This is a genomic window from Mesonia aquimarina, assembly GCF_003667275.1.
Classification (GTDB): Bacteria; Bacteroidota; Bacteroidia; order Flavobacteriales; family Flavobacteriaceae; genus Mesonia; species Mesonia aquimarina.
The window spans coordinates 267,458-283,300 of record NZ_RCNV01000003.1 but is presented as its reverse complement, the minus strand read 5'-3'; the positions used below and the strand labels follow the sequence as shown (position 1 = coordinate 283,300).

The following is a 15,843-nucleotide window of genomic DNA, read 5'->3' as shown; positions in this document are numbered from 1 at the left end:
CTCTCTGTATTCCTGCGAATTTTTCTGCTGATAGAAGAATAAATAAGGTTTTACAATCTACAAATGAATGCTATTAGAATTAACTTTACCTGATAACAATTATTTTAAAATATGAGCGGACTAGCAGTATAGCCGATCAGCTTGCTAAAAAATTAGAAAAATAGTTTATTATTAATGGAGTACTATTTCGTAATACTGTTTTTAATTTTTATAAAAAGCTTGACTACTAATAAACAAGCGAAACCAAAAATAAGTCCGACAATAAATTCAGCTAAAATAGAAGGAATAGCTTCCGGAATTAAATGATGAATAAAGTCGATATTATGGACGAAAATTCCTCCTGAAACGAGCATAAGAGCAATTGTCCCAATAAAGGTTAAGCCTTTAATTACTTTGGGAAGAGCGGCAACTAAAAAGTTTCCTAAATTAAACTTAAAACCAGTTTTTCGGTTGCTATTTTCAATTAAATAATAACCGGCTTCATCCATTCTAACAATTAGAGCAACTATTCCGTACACGCCAATTGTGGCTAAAATTGCAATGGCGCTAACAACAAGAATTTGTTCTAGAATCGGTTCGCCCACTACCGTTCCTAAAGTAATGATTACAATTTCTACTGATAAAATAAAATCGGTAACAATTGCAGATTTTACGCGTTCTTTTTCTATAGCTAAAATTTCTTCTTTTGTTTCTACCTTTTTGAGCTCCTCTTTTTTAGAATTACTGTGGTCTGGTACAAAATAATGAAATATTTTTTCGGCTCCCTCAAAGCCTAAATAACATCCACCAAGTAATAAAATGATGGTTATAGCAATGGGCAAAAAAGCACTCAGTAAAAATGCAATTGGTAAAATAATGATTTTGTTTAGCAAAGAGCCTTTAGTAATTGCCCACAATACCGGTATTTCACGAGACGATACAAAGCCGGACGCTTTTTCTGCATTTACAGCTAAATCGTCTCCTAAAATACCAGCTGTTTTTTTTGCGGCTACTTTGCTCATCGCAGCCACATCGTCCATTAAAGCAGCAATATCATCTAAGATTGCAAAAATTCCTGATGCCATTTAAAAAGTTATTAAGGGTGAATTATAAAATTAACTTATAAGGATCTTACTTTCTTTAATTTTGCTTTCCAAGTTTCTAGTTGCTGTTTATGTTTTTCGATATTATTAAGTACTTCTTTTACTAATGGATTGCTTTCATCAGCATTAGAGAAGAACTGCATATTGTTTTCCAACTGATTTATTTCAGCTTTAGTTTCATCAATTTTCTTGCGAAGGAAAAAGGCTTCTTTTTCAATTTTTCGGTTATCATCAGCCTGATCTAATGCTTGAATACGGTTTTCGTATTTCATCATTTCGGCTTGCTTTTTATCAACATCTAATTGCCCGAAAAGTTGATCTAAGGCTTTATTAAATTTCCCTTCAATATAGCGTTTATTGTAAGGAACACGTCCTAAATCTTTCCACTTTGCAATTTGTGCTTTTATCGTATTTAGGTCTTCTTCGTGATTACCAGAAAGCTCTATAGCTTTTGTATCATCAAGCAATTGTTTTTTATGCTCAAAGGCTTCGTGCTCTTCTTTATTTTCTTCTTTGCGTGATTCATGCATTTTATCAAAATAATGGTTGCAGGCTTTTTTAAAGCGCTTCCAAACTTTATCACTATCTTTTCTAGGAACGTGACCTATTTTTTTCCAATCGTTCTGAATCTTTTTCATGATAGGCGTTACTTCTTTAAAATCATCACTATCTTGATGGTTTTCGGCAATTTCAATAAGTTTAAGTTTTTCTTCTAAATTGTCGTATTGTTCCTTTTTTAGGTCTTTATAAAAAGCATTTTTCTTACGATTAAATTTCCGCACATTTTCTTTAAAACTCGACCAAGTTTTTTCGTTTACATTTCTAGGTACTTTTCCAGCTTTAAAAAATGATTCACGTAATTTTTCAATTTCTTTGATGGCTTGTTGTGCCTTATTGTGAGAAGCAATTTCTTTGTCAGCAATTTCTTTGATATGCTGAATTATTTCTTGCTTTACTTCTAGATTTTTTTCTTTATCCTTATCTAATTCTGCAAAATGGGCTTGCCTGTTTTCATGAATTTTTCGTGTTGCTTCACTAAACCTTTCCCAGATATCTTCACGATAGTCTTTAGCAACCGGACCTACATCTTCTTTCCACATTTTATGAAGCATTTGCAGTTCTCTAAAAGCCCGATTAATGTCTTTTTCTTGTGCTAATTCTTCGGCACGTGCAATCATTTTTAGTTTTTGCTCTAAATTGTGTTTAAAGTCCATGTCTCTAAACTCGCGGTCTAGGTGCAAAAAGTCATAAAAATGTTCTACGTGATGATGATAGGTTCGCCACAGGTCATTGTATTGATCACGCGGTACAGGACCGGCTTTTTTCCAACGATCTTGTAATTCTTTAAATTGTTGAAAGTTGCTATTCATGTCGGCACCGACACCAATCATACCTTTCAATTCTTCAATAATTCCTAAGCGTTGTTTTAAATTTTCATTTAAATTTTGCTTAAGTTTTTGGTAGTAATTATTTCGCTTTTCTTTATATTCAAAATAATTAGAGTTGAATTCTTTTTTTTGTGGAGTAGAATAGTGGAAATCGATTATATTGCCGCCTTCTTCCAGAAAATCTTCTTTTTTCTGCTCCATTTCTTCTTCAAACTTAGCGTCAAATTCTGTTTTTATTTCCTGAACGTGATCACGTATCGCCTGAATTTTTTCATTTTTAACCAACCTTGAAAGCTCTTTTACCAATTCGCTCATTTCCATGGCGTGGTAATCCTTCATTTCTATTTCATGCCGCTTTACATTTTCTTCGTCTTCACTATCCTCTGCAATAGAATCATCTAACTCTTCTTGTGCGTTTTTTTCTTTCGCTTCAGAATTGTCTTCAACTAAATCTTCTTCAGGAAGTTGCTTGTCTTCTCTTTCGGATACCTCTTTCGACTTTTCTCCTTCTTTTGAAGCTACTTCTTTAACAACAGCATCTTCTGTATTTTTAGGTAAATCTTCTTTGGTAGACGATTCTTCTTTTGGTGGTTGCTGTTCGGTAGAAGAAGTATTTTGCTCTTCTGCAGGTTTGTGATTTTCTTCGTTTTGCGGATTGTTTTCCTTTTCAGACATATCTTTCAATGTTTAGGTTCAATGATTTATAGACTTGAAAGATAGTAACTCCCGGAATACTCTGCAAAAAAAACTAAAAAAGCTTGATGATTTAGTGGTTATTCCAAATTTTCCAGGCTTGTTCTGCTTGATATTCTAACATTTTATGTCCGTTAGAGAGTTTGCATCCTTGTTTTTTGCCGTTAGCTAGAAATGTAGTTAGGGGTGGATTATAAACCAGGTCATACAATAAATGTTGCTGATTTAAATATTGATAAGGAATTGGTGGTGCATCATCTATATTTGGTGCGGTGCCCAAAGGAGTACAATTTATAATTAGTGGATGATCGTGCAAAATTTCTTCATTAATTTCTTCATAAGAAAATTGATATTCTTTGGGTTGTCTAGAAACACTTTTATAATCAATCCCTAATGAATTTAAAGCGTGAGTCACGGCTTTTGCAGCCCCGCCGGTTCCCAAGACTAAGGCATTTTGATGTTGTTTTTCCAGTAGTGGGAAAAGTGATTTCATAAATCCTAAACAATCGGTATTATAGCCTAGTAATTTTTGCCCTACAACTTTTACTGTATTGACAGCTCCAATTTTAAAAGCTTCCTCATCAATAGAGTCTAAGTGTGCAAGAATTTTTTCTTTATATGGAATGGTAATATTTACCCCGTTCAATTTTTGATTTAAAATGATTTTTTTGATATCATCAATTTGGTCAAGATCAAAATTTTGATAGTTGGCATCAATATTTTCAACTGCAAATTTTTGTTCGAAGTAATTTTTTGAAAAGGAATATGCTATGTTTTTTCCAATGAGCCCAAAGTTTCTCATGCGTTATTCTTGTTTTTATTTCCATAACGTTCTAAACCAACCACAACGAATATACCGATTATAATAAAGAACAAGGCAATCCAAGTACTGGAATCTGAAAAATCTGGCATATAACGATCGTAATTATCTAAAATGGCATTTCCGTTACGATCTTTTAAAACTTCTCCGGTAGCATTTGTTTTGAATATTTTTTCTTTCCAAGGCCAAACAACTCCTAAAGAACCGGTAATAAACCCTATGATGACTGCGTAAGTAATGTCTTTATAATGTTTTAATACAAAACCGAGTAAATGAGATAAGGTAACCAAACCTACCACAGAACCAGCAGTAAATGAAGTTAAAACTTTTAATAAGCGAATGCGTTCCGGGTTTTCTATAAATGAAAAATCTAGTTTAGCAAGATCGGTCAGCGTATCAAAAAGAGCGTTAACAGAATCGACTAAAAGGAGTACATAATTTCCTATTAAAATTAAGATGAATGAGCCTGAAAGTCCTGGTAAAGTCATCCCGGAAACCCCAATAATTCCGCAAAAAAACACAAACCAAAGGTTGTCATTTTCGGTAGCCGGCTCTAATAAACTTATAGCAACTCCTGCTAGAATTCCAACCCCAATAAAGAGAAGGTTTTTTAATGATTTCAGGTTAAAATCTTTTCCGATATAGTAAATTGAACCGATGATCATTCCGAAAAATGTGGCCCAAACATAGAGTTCAAAGTAATCGATTAAGTAATCTAAAATTTTAGAAACACTAAAGTAACTTATTACCATTCCTAAGGTAAGTAGGCCTAGAAATTTTCCATTAATGTATTGATAAAAGGCTTTACATCTACCTTTTAAAAGTAAAAAAAAAGCTTTTCCGTTAATCTTTTGTAGTGAATAAATAAACTCTTCATAAAAACCCACTACAAATGCAACCACACCACCAGATACTCCAGGAACTTTATTGGCCGCACCCATAGCTAAACCCTTTAGAACCAGAAAAAATTTATCTTTAAACGTACGTGTTCGTTGCATTAATCTTTTGTGTTACCTAATTTCTCCAATAAAAAAATGGTTAAAAAGCCAATAATCATTAGACAAATGGCCCATATAACTTGAGCATCTATTCCTTGATTAAGGCTTGAATAACTTGAGGGAAATACACTTTTCTCTGATATTAATTTTAGCGTTTCAAAATCTTGTGATTGTTGTTGATGGATACTGAGTGTTCCCACGTTTGAAATATCTGAAAAATCAATTTCTTTTCCTAATTCTCTATCCCACACTTTTGTGGTAATTTTCCAGGGCCAAACTTTATTTAAGGAACCAAAGATAAAACCGGTAAGAACAGCCAATGTACAATTATGATAATGTTTAAAAAGCCACTTTAGTATTCTACTAAAACTTAATAAACCAATAATGGCACCTCCTGTAAATAATGCAATTTTTTTTAAATCTAAATCGTGTATAGCATCGCTTAAGGTTTTGTAGGCTCCTAAAATAAGAAGAATAAAAGAACCTGAAATTCCTGGTAAAATCATTGCACAAATAGCAATTGCTCCAGCGATAAATAAAAAGAAAGCTCCTGAATTACTGGAAAGCGGAGGCAAAGTAGAGATGTAAAAAGCTGTGCCAGCGCCGAGAATTAGAGAAATTATAACTTTCGGATTCCAGGAATCAATTTGTTTACCTATAAAATAGATGCTGGCCACGATTAGACCAAAGAAAAAAGACCAAATTAAAACAGGTTCATGTTCAATTAAATATTTAGCTAATTGCATGAATGAAACAAAACTCAAGATAATACCGCAAAGTAATGCTAGAATAAAATTACCGTTGAGTTTTTTCCAAAAAGAAGCAAAACCTTCTGTTTTGATAGTCTTAAGTAAACCAAAATCTATATTACTAATTGTGGTAATTAGTTCTTCGTAGATACCTGAAATAAATGCGATCGTTCCGCCGGAAACTCCGGGAACAGCATCTGCAGCTCCCATAGCGACTCCTTTAAGGCTTATCACTAAATACTCTTTAAAACTTCTTTTTTGCATAGAATTTTTATGAAGCCATAAAAATACTAAATTCTATATAGTTGATAATTTTTTGATTGACATAAATTAATCAATTTATTTATTTTGATAATCATCAATCATTTTCTTTACGCTGTTTCTTCTAAAAATTAATGGGAATAATTCTTCAATAACAATGGAATATTCGGCGTCTAACTCTAGAGCATTTTTTAGGTGAAAATAACCTCGTTCTCCTTGGTTGTTTAAAAAATACAACCCTGCTAAACGAAACTCTATTTCTGCAGTATCTGGATAAAACTCCATAGCTTGGTAAAGTACATTTATTGCCGTTTCGTACTCTCCTAAATTAATAAGTAAATCACAGCGGGTTATCCAAGTTTCTAATTCATAATTACCAAGTTCTAAACTTTTTTTATAGCCCTTTTCAGCTTCTTCATAAAAGTTAAGGCGATTATTTATAGTGGCATATTTTTTCCAGTACAACACATTTTCTTCATCAATAGCAATTGCTTTTTTAATGTAGTATAATGACTTTTGATAGTCTAATTTTTTTAAATGAAAATCGGTTATGGCTAGCCAAGCTTTGTCTAATAATGGATCTTCATTAACGGCTTTAGAAAAATATTGTAAGGCTAAATCTGATTGTTTTAATTTTTCATAACATTTTCCGATGCGTAAATAAGCAAAGGCAGTAGGATCGTCTAGCTTTAAGGTGATATGGTAATTTTCAATGGCTTCGGTAAAGCGTTTCATTTTTTCTAAAACTTTACCTTTTTCCATATAAGCTCCTATAAAAGTATCGTCAGAAATTACCGCAAAGTCAAATGCTGCTAGTGCCCGTTCATAATCTTTTAAATCAAAATATTGTTTTCCTACTTGATGCCAAGCCACTTCAGAATAGGGGTTTTTATCTAAAAACATATTCAAATAATCGATGGCTTGTCGTTGCTGTTCCAAAAAGTCAAAACAATAAATAATATTATACAAAGCTGCATAATCTTGATTGTCTAACTCTAGGCACTTCATGAAATTTAATTTGGCGTTTTCGTAATCTTCCAAAAACATATATTCCATGGCAATAAGTGCATGTACTTCTACTTCATCTGCAGAAATCTCTAAAGCACATTCAAGCATTTCTATGGCTTGTTGATGCGCATCACGTTTAGAAAAAATATTGGCTTTTTGTATATAAATTTCTTCGTTAGAAGGTTCTAAATCGTGTAAGTTATTTAGGATAGTATCAGCTTCTTTAAGCTTGTCTTCAAAAATTAGAATCTCAACCTTATAAAGCTGTAAAATCGTATTGTTAGGATGTTGTTCTAATCCTAATTTAACGGCCTTTTTGGCGAGTGCAAACTTTCCGTTCTCTAAATAATGATAAATAATTACTTCAAATTCGTTTGAATCAAAAAACAAAATATCATTTGTCTTGAGCATCGACTCAAATTTCGTAAGAGAGAAATTGTGTTCTTCGTTTTGACTTAAATGCATACACGAAATTTTACGGATTTCTACAGTATTAAAGTTAATTATGAATCTTTAATAATTGCAGAAAGCCTTTTTTTGTTGTTAACAAAATAATTAACAGGTAATTTTTTAGTCGATAGTATCTAGAATTTTTAAAATAATGCCAATGCCTTTTTCTAATTCTTCTTCAGTAATAGTAAGTGGCGGCGTTATTCTTACAGCTCTTTTTTCAAATAAAAGCCAAAACAAAATTAAGCCTTCTTTTTGAGCTTCTAAAATTAATTGGTTAGCAATTTCTTCTGACGAAACGATCAGTGCTAACATTAATCCTTTACCGCGAACCTCTTTAATATGACGATGAACAAGCCTTTTTCTTACAAACTTTTCTTTTTCAATAGTTTGGCTTATAATATTTGAACTTGCAATTTCTTTTAAAGTTGCTAAGGCAGCGGAAGCAATAACGGCATTTCCACCAAAGGTAGTAATGTGTCCCATTTTTGGATTATCACTTAAGCTATCCATAATTTCTGCGGAAGCAACAAATGCACCGGCGGGTAAACCACCTGCCATACCTTTGCCTATGACTAAAATATCTGGAATAATTGTACTGTGTTGATAAGCAAAAAGTTTTCCGGTTCTTCCAAAACCAGGCTGTATTTCATCTAGAATGAGTAATGTTCCCATTTCTTGACAACGTTTTTTTACAGCTGCTAAATAATTTTTCTCAGGTAAAATAAAACCGGCGCCACCTTGTATTGTTTCTAAAATAACTGCGGCAGTATTCTTGGTGATTTTTTGAAGTTCTTTTTCTTGATTAAAATTAATGAAATTTACTTGCGGAATTAAAGGTAAAAACGGCTTTTTACGTTCTTCAAAACTCATCAAGCTCAACGAGCCCATAGTGTTTCCATGATACGCATTTTTTGCTGCAATTATTTCTTGTCTTCCGGTATATCTCCTGGCCAATTTTAAGGCGCCTTCAATAGCTTCGGTTCCGCTATTGACTAAATAGGTTTTTGCCGAAGGAATATTAGAATTTTTTGCAATAAGTTTAGAAAACTCTATGGCTGGTTTTTGTGCATATTCGCCGTAGACCATTACGTGCAAATACTTATCTAATTGCGCTTGAATTGCTGAGATTACCTTTGGGTGGCGATGCCCTAAACTGCAGGCAGAAACTCCCGCTACAAAATCTAAATAGGCTTTTTTTGACGTACTATAAATGTAACTTCCTTCTGCAGATGCTACTTCAATACCTAAAGGATGTGGAGTAGTTTGTGCTTGATATGTTAGAAAATCATCTTTCAAATTAAGGTTTTTTCTTTAGGATTTCAGGTGGATTTTTTTGAGTTTCTTTTTTTTCTGATTCCTGTTCTTGAAGTTTCTCCGGTGATAATCGCGATTTTTCATTTAGCAAAGGATCTTCGCCTTTTTCTTGTTCATCAAAAAAGTGATCTTCTTCTTCCGGCAACGGAATTCCATTAATCTTTGGAAGATTGAGTGGAGGATCATCTAAAAACAAATCAGATTTTTTAGTTAATTGTTCTTCACCTCGCCAATTAAAACCTCTTAATTTTCGAGCGTTTTCGGGGAAATTCTCTGGCAATAGCATTTCGCCCTCCGGCTGATTGTAATAAAAAATATCAGTAACTTGACGGTCTTCGAACAATATTTTAATTGAGGAGGAAAGCATTTTATCAATACCGATAAGTTGCTGTTCTTCGTTTCTGGAATAATAAATCGTTTCGGTGTTTTTAATAAAATTAGCTTCAGAAAGTTCGTTTTCTTCATTAAACAATCCGTACATTTCTTTTCCTTTTACCTGATTATAGCCTCCAACACTATCTTTTTGAATCATAAAAGCATCGTAGAAAACCTTTAAACTATCCAATTTGTCACTTAACGTATCATTAAGTAAATGAATGGTATCTCCGGTTAATTGATTATTACCCGACCAAACTACCGGTTTTCCTAACATTTGTGTAAGTCCATTACGTTCGTTAATATGAATAGAATCGCATTTTCCGCTCATATTAGTTTTATACATGCGTGTTTTATAAAAACCTCTAATAATACGATGTTCAGTTTTACCGGTAATCATAAGTGTATCGCTATGAATATGGATAGAATCTAGCTCTTGTTGCATAGAAGCTACGGCACGTTTTGTTATAAAAACAGAATCTTTGGCTTTAAAAACTTCGGCATAATGGCCTTTTACCACAGAACTATTGGCTGTATCTGTAACTTTTATATTATTAGTTGCTGAAGCAAAATTTTTAGTTTGATCAAAATAAATACTGTCGCCTTCTAATTTTCTGTTTTCATAATAGACGGTTGAATTTTTCACAAAATAGCCTTTATCATTTCTTGTATCATAAAAACCTCTTTCGCAATAGACTTTACTCTGATCGCTGGTAATGGTAGAGGGACCATACAAATAAGCATGTCCCGTATTGGTATAAAAATCTAGCTGTTGCGAATTGATGATGTAATCTTTATTGGTCACCACCACATCATTTACAAAAGAATATTTTTCTTGCTGCATGTAATAGCGTCCAATTACACTGGTAATAGTACTTGCGGTGTCTTTAACAGTTCCGCCACTGCGGTAAAAAGACTCTTGTTTTTTTCTGTCAAAAAAAAGGGTGTCGGTGGTTAGTGTATTTGATGGGGTTTTTAATTTTACGTTGTTACTGGCAAAGGCAAATTGTGTATTTCCATCATATTCTGCGTACTTACTGGTTAGGGTAACCGTATCGCCCTGTTTCATTTGCACATTTCCGAAGGCTTTAAAAAAATCGTCTTGCTCATAAAAGATGGCTTGATCACACCAAACTTCAATTCCTTCGTGTGTAAAATATACTTGTTTGTCTACTTTACTGAAAATAAGAGCACCGGGGTATTTTTCTTCATTCTTTATTGTCCGCTCACTATCATAATCAATTTTCTTTTGCGCTTGCAGTTGAAAAGAAAAAAAAATGAAGGCAAAAAATATGTAGGCTTGTACGTTTTTCAATCGTTAAATTTTGGTCAAAAATACTAATTAATAAAAAACTAAGATGTTTTTATATAATCAAAAAACGCTCCAAAATAAATTGAAGCGTTTTTTGATTAACCATAGGTCAATTTTTCTATCGTAAAATAGTTTGCTTTCTATCGGGACCTACAGAAATTACCGTAATCGGGATTTCGAGTTCCTTTTCAATAAAGGCAATATACTTTTTGAAATTCTCAGGAAATTCATCTTCGCTAGTAATTTTAGTAAGATCTTCTTTCCATCCCGCTATTTCGGTATAAATCGGTGAAATGTTTTCTTCTTCAATATTAAAAGGTAAATGATTAATTGTTTCACCTTTGTATTTGTAGCCTGTACAAATTTTTAAGCTTTTAAATCCGCTTAGTACATCACCTTTCATCATCATTAATTGCGTAACACCATTAACTTGAACAGCATATTTTAAGGCTACTAAATCTAGCCAACCGCAACGTCTGGCTCTTCCGGTGGTTGCTCCAAACTCGTTTCCAACTTTGGCCATTCTTGCTCCATCTTCATCAAAAAGTTCAGTAGGGAAGGGGCCGCTACCAACACGCGTAGTGTAGGCTTTAAATATTCCAAAAACATCGTTAATTTTATTAGGCGCTACACCTAATCCGGTACAAGCACCTGCGGCAGTTGTATTACTGGAGGTTACAAACGGATAAGTTCCAAAATCAATATCTAATAAAGAACCTTGTGCTCCTTCAGCTAGGATGCTTTTTTTATCTTTTTGCGCTTGGTGTAGATATTCTTCAGAATCGATAAAGGTTAACTTCTTTAAAGTGTCTACCGCTTCAAAGAAATCTTTCTCTAATTCTTGCAAATTATACTGAATATCAACATTATAATACGCAATCATAGATTCGTGCTTATTAGCTAAAGCACGATATTTTTCTTGCCAATTATCCATTTCTAAATCCCCAATACGTAAGCCATTACGTCCGGTTTTATCCATATATGTTGGACCGATTCCTTTTAAAGTTGAGCCGATCTTGGCTTTTCCTTTTGCAGTTTCTGAAGCAGCATCTAATAAACGGTGAGTTGGTAAAATGATATGGGCTTTTCTGGAAATGAGTAATTTAGAAATGTAATCTAAATCGAATTTCCCTAAATTATCCAATTCTTTTTTGAAAATAACAGGATCAATAACAACACCATTACCCACTAAGTTGATTGCCTTGTCGTGAAATATTCCTGAAGGAATGGTATGCAAAACATGTTTTATACCATCAAACTCTAAAGTGTGCCCGGCATTTGGCCCGCCTTGAAAACGAGCAATAATATCATATTTAGCAGTGAGCACGTCTACAATTTTCCCTTTTCCTTCGTCGCCCCACTGTAAGCCTAGTAGCAAATCTACAGCCATAAAATAATTATTTGGATGATTTTTTGTTTCCGTAAAAATAGAGAGAGTGATTGGTGATTTCTATATCAAAAACTTCTTCTATTGTCTGTTTAATTGATTGAATTCTTGGATCGCAAAACTCGATAACTTCACCGGTATCTGTTAAAATGACATGATCGTGCTGACGGTCAAAATACGATTTTTCATATTGCGCTTGGTTTTTACCAAACTGATGTTTTCTTACCAGTCCGCAATCTAATAAAAGTTCTATTGTATTGTAAAGTGTTGCACGACTTACGCGGTAGTTTTTATTTTTCATGGTAATGTAGAGCGATTCTATATCAAAATGCTCTTCACTATCATAAATTTCTTGAAGAATGGCAAAACGCTCGGGCGTTTTTCGGTGGCCTTTTTCTTCTAAAAACTTTGTAAATACGTTTTTTACAACGGCTTGGTCGTTATTATTCTTATCGGTAGTTTCCATAATTCAGGATGCAAATTTACGCTTTATTCGCGTGTTACCTTATCAATTCCACTTATTTTTTTAAGGCGATCTATTAATTTCTTTAAAATGGTTTTGTTTTTAACAATTACTGTAATTTTTCCTTCAAAAACACTTTCATTACTTTCAAAAGCAATGGTCCGCATATTTACGTGTAAGTTGTTAGAAATCTCTTTGGTAATTTCGCTCACTAGCCCTAAGTTATCTAATCCGGTTAATTTAATAACAGCTCTAAAATCTTCTTGTGAAGAATCTATCCATTTGGCTGTCATGATTCGGTAAGCATAATTACTTTGTAACTGAATGGCGTTAGGGCAATTCTTTTTATGCACTTTTATCCCATCGTTTACAGTAACAAATCCAAAAACTGGATCGCCGGGAATTGGGTTACAGCAATTGGCAAGTTTGTATTCTAATTTCTGTTCGTCTTTACCAAAAACCAGCTGATCATAATTAGTGGTAATTTCATCTTTGTCAAGATCTTCGGAAACACTTGGTTTTCGGGTGATTTTACTTTTAAAGAAAGACACTAGTGCATTGCTTCTAGACGCAGCATATTCTTTTAAAGCGGTATTATCTATGGTGCCAATACCTACGCGGTAAAATAAATCAAGACTTGTTTTTAATTTAAAATAACGAACAAGCTCATTGACAGTCTTATCGTTAAACGGAATTTTCTGGGTACGTAATTTTCGTATAAGTACAGCTTTTCCTTCTGCGGCAATCGATTTTTTCTCGTCTTTTAATGACGATTTAATTTTAGAACGTGCTTTTGCAGTAGTAGCGTAATCTAGCCAGTTGTTAGTAGGTTTTGCGTGACCGGAAGTAATAATATCTACTTGATCACCACTTTTTAATTCATGACTTAAAGGAACTAGCTTTCCATTAACACGCGCGCCGCGAGTTTGCATGCCAATTTCGGTGTGTATGCTAAATGCAAAATCTAAAGGTGTTGCCCCTTTTGGAAGTGATTTTAAATCTCCTTTTGGTGTAAATACAAAAATTTCTTTAGCGTATAAATTCAGTTTAAATTGTTCAACAAAATCTACTGCATTTACCTCGCTGTTTTCTAAAGCATCTTGTAATTTATTAAGCCATTGGTCTAGGTTTTCATCATCTTGCTGCTCACCATGTTTATATTTATAATGGGCTGCGTAGCCTTTTTCGGCAATTTCATTCATCCGTTCGCTACGAATCTGCACTTCTACCCACCTGCCTTTTGGTCCCATTACCGTGATATGTAAAGCTTCGTAACCGGTTGATTTAGGTGAAGAAATCCAATCGCGTAGACGAGTAGGATTAGGACGAAAATGATCGGTAACTATAGAATAAATTTTCCAAGCCAAGAATTTTTCATCTTGCTGTTCACTTTTGTAGATAATTCTGATGGCGAATTTATCGTAGATTTCATCAAAAGAAATATTTTGCTTTAATATTTTCTTTCGGATAGAAAAAATAGATTTAGGTCGTCCCTTTATTTCATAATCAAAATTTTCCTTATCTAAGGAATCAGAAATAACTTTAGAAAACGAGTTAATGTATTCATCTTGGTCTTCTTTACTTTCTTTGATTTTATTGAAAATATCGCGATATACTTCCGGTTCGGTATATTTTAAACTTAAATCTTCGAGATCTGTTTTTATGTTATATAGTCCAATTCTATGGGCAAGCGGCGCATAGATGTAAAGGGTTTCTGAAGCGATTTTTAATTGCTTATCAGACCGCATCGCATCCATGGTTTGCATGTTATGGAGTCGATCTGCAATTTTTATAATGATAACGCGAATATCATCATTTAAGGTAAGCAGCATTTTTCTGAAATTTTCCGCTTGAAGCGAAACATCTTTTTCAGATTTTAAATGACTTATTTTGGTAAGCCCATCAACAATTCTAGCAACCACTTCTCCAAACATTTGCTCAATGTCGGCTAAGGTATAATCTGTGTCTTCTACAACATCGTGCAATAAAGCCGCCGCAATGGATGTAGCATCTAAACCGATTTCTGAAGCTACTATTTTAGCTACCGCAATTGGATGAAATATATAGGCTTCACCAGATTTTCTTCGCTGCTCTTTATGTGCATCTACCGCAATTTCAAAGGCACGTCTAATAAGGGTTTTATCCTCCTCGCTAAGCGTGCGGTAACTTACCCGAAGCAATTCTTTATATTGCTTGGCTATTTTTTTGTTTTCTTTAGCTAAATCTTCTTGGGTCATCATCATAGCAACTAATATACTAAAAAGAATTTTTCTCGCTAGCCTTTAAATGCTGAATTCGTTGCAATAATGTGGGATGCGAAAAATGAAAAAACACATAGGCTTTATGAGGTGTTAAATTACTCAAACTTTTGCTTGATAATTTTTTTAGACTTGAAACTAAATCAGCTGCATTCCAGGTTTTTTGTGCGTAACGATCTGCTTGATATTCAAATTTGCGACTGAGTAAATTCATTAATAATCCGGTGATTTCAGAAATTGGCGTGTATAAAATTCCAAAAGCAATTAGACCGATGTGAAAACTCGGTTGGTTAACACCAAGTGCTTCCGAAAGTAATGGATTTCCGACAAATAATGAAAGTAACCACAAGGTGAAACCGGTGGTTATGATGGAAGCTGTTAAGTTAAAAATAATATGTTTTTTCTTATAATGACCAACTTCATGCGCTAAAACTGCTACAATTTCATCTTCTTCTAAATCGTTTACTAAGGTGTCAAAAAGGGTGATTCTTTTTTCTTTTCCGAAGCCGGAAAAATAAGCGTTGGCTTTTGTACTTCGTTTAGAACCGTCGATGATGAAAATATTATCTAAGGTGAAACCGACATTTTTCGCATATTCTTCAATTTTATTCCGCAGTGAACCTTCTTCTAAAGGGGTTTGTTTATTAAAAAGTGGAACAATTAATTTGCTGTAAAACATATTGAGGAATAATGAAAAAACGGCGACTAAAATCCACGCGAAAATCCAAAAATTTTCTCCCGTTAATTGATAAAACCAAATGATAAGTGCTAAAATTCCGCCTCCTAAAATTGCGCCCATTAACCAACCTTTTAGTTTATCTAAAAAGAATGTTTTTTTAGTGGTTTTGTTAAAACCGAATTTTTCTTCAATTACAAACGTGCTGTAATATGAAAATGGCGTGGTTAATATATCGCTCGCCAACATAATACTACCGAAGAAAATTAAGGCGATTAAAATAGGATTATTACTGATGTTTCTGGCGAATTCATCTACTATAGCAAAACCATCTAAAAAGAAAAAAGCGAGAGTTATAAGCAACGAAAAAGTTGAGCTAAGAATCCCAAATTTATAGCGTGTTTTTTTATAGGCTTGCGAGCGTTGGTATTCTTCATCATCATACACATCTTGTAAAACTGCGGGAAGTTGATCGTTATAGTGTTTTGCATTTAACGCATCTAAAATTTGATCGACTATAAAATTGAGAACGATGATACCAATTAATATATAAAATAATGTTTCTGGGGTCATAGACGGAATTACTAATGATTAATTTTTAATGGA

12 protein-coding genes are annotated in these 15,843 nt (G+C 33.5%); all 12 read right to left on the bottom strand.

Going from position 1 to position 15,843, the window contains the following annotated elements:
• Positions 1-182: 182 nt before the first annotated feature.
• Positions 183-1,064: a DUF808 domain-containing protein gene (locus tag D9R05_RS06760; protein WP_121666454.1), complete on the bottom strand. Its 882-nt coding sequence runs from the start codon at positions 1,062-1,064 to the stop codon at positions 183-185.
• A gap of 35 nt (positions 1,065-1,099) precedes the next feature.
• Positions 1,100-3,145, bottom strand: coding sequence for a DUF349 domain-containing protein (locus D9R05_RS06755; protein ID WP_121666453.1), 2,046 nt, complete (start codon positions 3,143-3,145; stop codon positions 1,100-1,102).
• Between the two features lie 91 nt (positions 3,146-3,236).
• Positions 3,237-3,965: a shikimate dehydrogenase family protein gene (locus tag D9R05_RS06750; RefSeq protein ID WP_121666452.1), complete on the bottom strand. Its 729-nt coding sequence runs from the start codon at positions 3,963-3,965 to the stop codon at positions 3,237-3,239.
• The gene (locus D9R05_RS06745; protein ID WP_121666451.1) at positions 3,962-4,981 is read right to left on the bottom strand and encodes a DUF368 domain-containing protein; all 1,020 of its coding nucleotides are present in this window, start codon (positions 4,979-4,981) and stop codon (positions 3,962-3,964) included. Before D9R05_RS06745 ends, D9R05_RS06750 begins: the two co-directional genes overlap by 4 nt.
• Positions 4,981-5,994 (bottom strand): DUF368 domain-containing protein, encoded by a 1,014-nt coding sequence (locus tag D9R05_RS06740; protein WP_121666450.1) that lies wholly within the window; start codon positions 5,992-5,994, stop codon positions 4,981-4,983. The genes D9R05_RS06745 and D9R05_RS06740 overlap by 1 nt, the downstream gene beginning before the upstream one ends.
• A 75-nt stretch (positions 5,995-6,069) precedes the next feature.
• The gene (locus D9R05_RS06735) at positions 6,070-7,464 is read right to left on the bottom strand and encodes a tetratricopeptide repeat protein (protein WP_121666449.1); all 1,395 of its coding nucleotides are present in this window, start codon (positions 7,462-7,464) and stop codon (positions 6,070-6,072) included.
• A gap of 105 nt (positions 7,465-7,569) precedes the next feature.
• Complete coding sequence (locus D9R05_RS06730) at positions 7,570-8,748, bottom strand: aspartate aminotransferase family protein (RefSeq protein WP_121666448.1); 1,179 nt, start codon at positions 8,746-8,748, stop codon at positions 7,570-7,572.
• A 1-nt stretch (position 8,749) separates the two neighbouring features.
• Entirely contained in the window at positions 8,750-10,456 is a 1,707-nt protein-coding gene (locus D9R05_RS06725; protein ID WP_240462956.1) for an OstA-like protein, read from the bottom strand.
• A gap of 115 nt (positions 10,457-10,571) precedes the next feature.
• A complete protein-coding gene (locus D9R05_RS06720) occupies positions 10,572-11,843 on the bottom strand; it encodes an adenylosuccinate synthase (RefSeq protein WP_121666447.1) in 1,272 nt (423 codons plus the stop codon).
• 7 nt (positions 11,844-11,850) lie between these two features.
• On the bottom strand, positions 11,851-12,306 hold the full coding sequence (locus D9R05_RS06715; protein ID WP_121666446.1) for a Fur family transcriptional regulator: 456 nt from the start codon (positions 12,304-12,306) through the stop codon (positions 11,851-11,853).
• A gap of 23 nt (positions 12,307-12,329) precedes the next feature.
• Complete coding sequence (locus D9R05_RS06710; protein ID WP_121666445.1) at positions 12,330-14,540, bottom strand: RelA/SpoT family protein; 2,211 nt, start codon at positions 14,538-14,540, stop codon at positions 12,330-12,332.
• A 19-nt stretch (positions 14,541-14,559) separates the two neighbouring features.
• Positions 14,560-15,810: a M48 family metallopeptidase gene (locus D9R05_RS06705; RefSeq protein ID WP_121666444.1), complete on the bottom strand. Its 1,251-nt coding sequence runs from the start codon at positions 15,808-15,810 to the stop codon at positions 14,560-14,562.
• Positions 15,811-15,843 lie beyond the last annotated feature (33 nt).

Coding starts and splice junctions, on each gene's coding strand:
- D9R05_RS06760 (WP_121666454.1), bottom strand. CDS start 1,064: ATGGCATCAGGAATTTTTGCAATCTTAGATGATATTGCTGCTTTAATG.
- D9R05_RS06755 (WP_121666453.1), bottom strand. CDS start 3,145: ATGTCTGAAAAGGAAAACAATCCGCAAAACGAAGAAAATCACAAACCT.
- D9R05_RS06750 (WP_121666452.1), bottom strand. CDS start 3,965: ATGAGAAACTTTGGGCTCATTGGAAAAAACATAGCATATTCCTTTTCA.
- D9R05_RS06745 (WP_121666451.1), bottom strand. CDS start 4,981: ATGCAACGAACACGTACGTTTAAAGATAAATTTTTTCTGGTTCTAAAG.
- D9R05_RS06740 (WP_121666450.1), bottom strand. CDS start 5,994: ATGCAAAAAAGAAGTTTTAAAGAGTATTTAGTGATAAGCCTTAAAGGA.
- D9R05_RS06735 (WP_121666449.1), bottom strand. CDS start 7,464: ATGCATTTAAGTCAAAACGAAGAACACAATTTCTCTCTTACGAAATTT.
- D9R05_RS06720 (WP_121666447.1), bottom strand. CDS start 11,843: ATGGCTGTAGATTTGCTACTAGGCTTACAGTGGGGCGACGAAGGAAAA.
- D9R05_RS06715 (WP_121666446.1), bottom strand. CDS start 12,306: ATGGAAACTACCGATAAGAATAATAACGACCAAGCCGTTGTAAAAAAC.
- D9R05_RS06710 (WP_121666445.1), bottom strand. CDS start 14,540: ATGACCCAAGAAGATTTAGCTAAAGAAAACAAAAAAATAGCCAAGCAA.
- D9R05_RS06705 (WP_121666444.1), bottom strand. CDS start 15,810: ATGACCCCAGAAACATTATTTTATATATTAATTGGTATCATCGTTCTC.